This is a genomic window from Arthrospira sp. PCC 8006, from assembly GCF_046480465.1.
GTDB classification, from domain to species: Bacteria; Cyanobacteriota; Cyanobacteriia; order Cyanobacteriales; family Microcoleaceae; genus Limnospira; species Limnospira platensis.
The window spans coordinates 1-4,685 of record NZ_PKGG01000307.1 but is presented as its reverse complement, the minus strand read 5'-3'; the positions used below and the strand labels follow the sequence as shown (position 1 = coordinate 4,685).

The 4,685-nt window shown below is 44.9% G+C and carries 4 protein-coding genes and 3 pseudogenes; all 7 read right to left on the bottom strand.

Translation table 11 applies throughout. From position 1 onward, the window contains the following. Window positions 1-206 (bottom strand): annotated as a pseudogene (locus B9T16_RS25920) (lysine--tRNA ligase); the annotation flags it as partial. 483 nt (window positions 207-689) lie between these two features. Next, window positions 690-1,567: pseudogene (locus tag B9T16_RS25915) on the bottom strand (IS630 family transposase). Window positions 1,568-1,700: 133 nt separating this feature from the next. After that, window positions 1,701-1,955 carry a hypothetical protein gene (locus tag B9T16_RS25910; RefSeq protein WP_410246111.1) on the bottom strand — a complete coding sequence of 85 codons (255 nt, stop codon included), beginning with the start codon at window positions 1,953-1,955 and terminating at the stop codon, window positions 1,701-1,703. A 133-nt stretch (window positions 1,956-2,088) separates the two neighbouring features. Continuing rightward, window positions 2,089-3,006: a hypothetical protein gene (locus B9T16_RS25905; protein ID WP_050856793.1), complete on the bottom strand. Its 918-nt coding sequence runs from the start codon at window positions 3,004-3,006 to the stop codon at window positions 2,089-2,091. A gap of 247 nt (window positions 3,007-3,253) precedes the next feature. Further along, entirely contained in the window at window positions 3,254-3,436 is a 183-nt protein-coding gene (locus tag B9T16_RS25900) for a hypothetical protein (protein ID WP_410246110.1), read from the bottom strand. A 180-nt stretch (window positions 3,437-3,616) separates the two neighbouring features. Further along, entirely contained in the window at window positions 3,617-4,345 is a 729-nt protein-coding gene (locus tag B9T16_RS25895) for a Uma2 family endonuclease (RefSeq protein ID WP_006615898.1), read from the bottom strand. A gap of 36 nt (window positions 4,346-4,381) precedes the next feature. After that, a pseudogene (locus B9T16_RS25890) lies at window positions 4,382-4,685 on the bottom strand (glycosyl transferase); the annotation flags it as partial.

Below are 4,685 nucleotides of genomic sequence, written 5' to 3'. Positions count from 1 at the left end.
CCACAGACTCGCAGGGGAAGTGCTTGGGGGTCGGCTTCTCCGTTGGCGAGTTGGTGTTGTGGTTGGGAAAAGTGATCGTGAATTTCTTGGGCGAGGTGCGATCGCTCAAAAGCTACGCTAGGATAGGGTTCAATACCCTGACTACGCAATTCTTGGACTTTTTGGGCACGAACTTCTAATTCGTTGCGGGTTTGATTCTCAGCCATTTTGGAAATTCCATTATAGATTAGAGTCCTAGGATCTCATATCATAGCGATCGTCAACATCTCCAGAACCCGATATTTATAGTTATTTATAAGTTACTGTCGCTAACCCCATGAGGAAAGTTAAACCCAAAGTTAGGCTCATTGTCCTGGGTGCTATTATACTGGCAGTAGGTGCGATCGCTATTGGTTTGGCGTTCAGGCCTGATGCTGAAAAGGATTTGAAGGCTAATGGGGATGATCTGTTTGAGCCGATAGTGGGGAATCCTGGCTTTGAGGGGGAACCGCCGCCACAGGTGAGGCGCAATTTTCCTGATGGTGAGTTTCGGGGTGCTGATTTTTACCCGCGAGCCAAGGCTAGAATTAGGAGTAATCGGGTAAATGTTCGCCGACTGGCTACTCTCAACACTGGAAGTATTGCTAGGTTATCCGAGGGGACGGTGGTGGAGGTGGTCGATCGCATTGATATAGCATTAGTCAAGGTGGTTAGGACGCAGCTGGGAGAACGGAGTCCATGGCATCATCGAGAGAATCAAACTGCTCACGTGCAATGGCGAATGCGGGCTTTCAACCACGACCAACATTTCTCTATCTTGTTGAGGTCTGGCGAATAAGGTGGTAGATAGAGCAAACGGCATTGAGCCGCCTCCACTAGCTCAGGAATCCGTCCCCCTTTATGAAACGTTGCATTGTCTAGCACTAGAGTCTGACCTGGCTTCAGTGTTGGAATTGAGATGAACTCCAACCACAACTCAAACACTGTCCGATTACAACAACCCTCAAAGCGATCGGGGGCTAAGAGTTGTTGATGACACCATGGGGCTATATAGCTCACCCTGCCCTGCCTCTTCCCTGATTTGAGGGCATCGAAGCGTTTTCCTTCCTGGCAGTAACCATAAGGATAATCCGAGTCTTGACTATTGATGCCAGCTTCATCGAGGTAAACCACTTCTTGTGGCTCCATATGTTCAATCTGAGCAATAAACTCCTCTCGCTGTTGCTGATCACGTTCTTGGTAGCCGTAAGTTTTTTTTTCTGGTGAAGCCAATTTTCTTCAAGGCTCTGGATATGGTGCGAGGAGAGATGTCGTCATCCCAAAGTTCAGCCATTTGAGCGGAGGTTTTGTGGCCATGCTCTTGGGCAAAAGCCTTGAATTTATGCCAGTCGGTAATTTTGTGGTTATTGCCAGGTCGGTGATTAGGTTTAGGGAGGAAGTCGCCGGTGTGTTCTTTTCTTTGCAGCCAGAGATTGATGGTGTTCCGGCTGACATGGAAAACTTGACTGGCTTCTGTTTTGGGCATACCGTCTAGTTCAATTGCATCAATAACTTTTTGTCTAAGGTCGTAACTATAGGGGGCTGGCATTTTTGGTCTTCTTAGTCATCTCGTCCTCTCCATTATACGTCCTAACTTTCCTGTCTGGTGCTATAGCTCTAAAAGTTTAAGTACGAAAGCAGGGGGTTGTAGCCCTGTTCCCACTGACAAAGGGGTATCTACATCAGGAGCAGTGTGCTGGGAAACTCGCAAGCACGGTTTTGAATTGGAGTTGGGGAAGGCGACTTCCCTTTGGACCATAACTGCTTGCTGACTGAGTAATCATCCTATTGACAGAATTATTTTCCTGTGCTAGGACTAGATTGTGAGTAATATCTGAGTAACTAGGCATAGTTATCGGGTTAAGTAAATTCCGGTTATCGTCGTTAGGATAAGGCTTTAAGTTAAATCGGGATAACAGGTATTGAACCTGATACATAGCCTATAACCCCCATTCTACTGTTACTTAGGTGTTACTCAAAACCGTAGTAGGATCCATCAATCTGTAGCCATAAAATAACCCCTAGGGGTTTAATCTAGGGGTATTGGCTTATAGGGTTATAACGGGTAGATTAATCTATTTGATAAATCACCCCAAGAAATAATTTGGCTTCAGGGCTATCAATATCAACTCCCAAAGCTGTTAACTTCTCTATAGCCACGCTCAATGGTATAGGTAACTTAGAACATCCCTTTAAAACTTCTAGGGTAGCGTCAATCCCTTCTGTTTTATATTTATTCTCATTGATTGTTGCGCTATGACCCATCATTATAGCGGGTAACTCTATAGGCAATCCATACTTTTCACCTAACAGGTTGTACAGTCTACGAAAAGCATATTTCTGGGTTACGGGACATTTCATAGATTGAATTCTTTTGCTAAAAGTTGCGTTAAAGCCTCCAGCTATGGTTCTGGGTTGACTGCCTTTTATAGGGCTATATTCTGGTAACAACGACCGTTTCAATTCCAGGAAATCAAACATTTCAGGACTGGGAATTGGGGCTACAACCCGTCCACCCGTTTTAATGCTCACTTTCCGACCTTCTGCGTCAGTAAAGTAAACATAGTCACCTAGCACCAAGTAATTATCCTGATTATCGGGGTCTGATAGTGCTTTGATGATTACGCCATCATCCGTTACATAACGCTTGGTTAAGTTAACAGCAGCGGCTATCTCGGTAGGCCTTAACCCGTACATTACTGCCATACCAGCAACCCACAACCAACTATGGCGGCTATTGCTTACTGTATTGTTTTTGATGGTGTAGGCCTTCTGTTTAGCACTGTACCACCAATCTTTGAAAGCATCGATATTTATACGCTGTTTAACAACATATCGTGTTGGCTTAGGGTTAATAGGTTCTAACTGCTTTAGTAGGTGGTCTTTGCTAGGTGATTTCTTGGCAATGGCTTTTAGAGTGTAGTAGCGTTCTTTGAATGTTTGGGACCCTATCAATTCCTCTCCATTCTGTAAGGGAGTGTACAGCATAGCCTTGAAACTCTCCCAGCTAGGATATTCATCCCAATTGGGGAACAACCTGAAATATGCCCCTTTAGTAGACTCGTAAGATGCTAAGTCGCTAGCGATATCGCGAGAACGTTTCCTTCCTGTGTTGCGGTTGTAACCCGCAAAATACTCATCCTCTAGTTGTTGGAATATTTCCCGATAGGTTATCAGATTATCCTCAATCTGGTTCTTTCCTAAGATAGTCGCATCGTACCAGTCCCAGAATTCACTAGCGCTGCTGATAGTTCCCAGGGCTTGGTGGCACTAACTTGGCTTTCTTAACCCCGTCTATCACCCCTTGGGGTGTACACTCAAGATTAGCTGTCTTGGGTAGCCGTTTTCCGGTAGGTGGCTGCTTAAACTGCAATAGCAAATTATACTTAGTCCCGGACTTTTGTAACTTGAGTGTCACTCCTTTGGGACATTCCCTTTTAAAGTCTTGATAGGCTTTCAGGAATCTGCTATAGCTCTCATTATAGTTACCCTTCCCCCCACTGTAGGGAGTTTAGTAGCATTACTCATTTTTTACTCACTTGTTACTCTACTACGGTTTTGAGTAACACCTAAGTAACAGTAGAATGGGGGTTATAGGCTATGTATCAGGTTCAATACCCGCCGCCCGCAATTGGGCGATTAATTTTTCAGCTCGTTGACGTTCCTGGTCTAATAGTTGACGTTCCTGGTCTAATAGTTCAGTCGCCCATAGGAGTAGGTTTCCTTGTTGATCCCACCAACGTAGCCAGTAGCCCGTGAGATTTTCGCGGGTTCCTTGCTCTGCACCTAAGAAAAGCTGCATTTCTGGTATCCAAAATCTGCCCTGTTCATTAGGTGACTCTAGGTGATATCGTTGGTTCTCGTCTAAACGGTAGAGTTCTAATGTGCCTGTGTCTGGCTCAAAAATGCCATAATTAGGTACTTGTAGAATCTGTTGATAGAAAAATAACTTTCCAGGGGGATAGGTTTGTTTAATTGAATATTCACCCCCACCTGTATCTGATAAAAATTCTAGTACCAGTGCGGGAATATCCCCTTGTAGTCGGGGGGTATAACTACGAACTACTTCTTCGAGATTGACGGTAATTTGCGGAATATACGCCCAATCTGGGGCTTTTATGCTTATTTTACCGTTGATGGTGGCACAAATGCCGTAGTTGGTGGGGGTGAGCGACTTTTCTGGCAGTTTTCCGGCTAACCTTAAACTTTCGGTAAGGGCTGCTGCTAGGGCTGGTTGATAGATATTATCCACGGGATCATCGGGTAACACAAAATCATCTGGCAACTTTTCCCAAGTGATAGTGTAAGTTGGGGAAGTGGCTAACATGACTAACCTTGCAGATATTGGAACACTTGGATTATATCACAATATTTTATCGGAATTTGGGGAGGATTTATCAAGGGGTTCTCTTTGAGTCCTTACCCACTCTTTTTGGGGTTTAATGAAATAGGTTAAATATAGGGGGATTTTCCACAGTATATATAGGGGGATACCTAAGAGGGTTTTGAGGGGGATAAGCGATCGCCCAAAATTTGCCCAAGCCATACCAATGGCGGCAATTAGCAGCACCCCCTCTAGGGCTATGATGATGGTGGGAATAGCAGAGACTCCTAGGCTACTGGCGAGTAAGGATATGGCGGCTGCACCGACCCACAAAATTACGAGA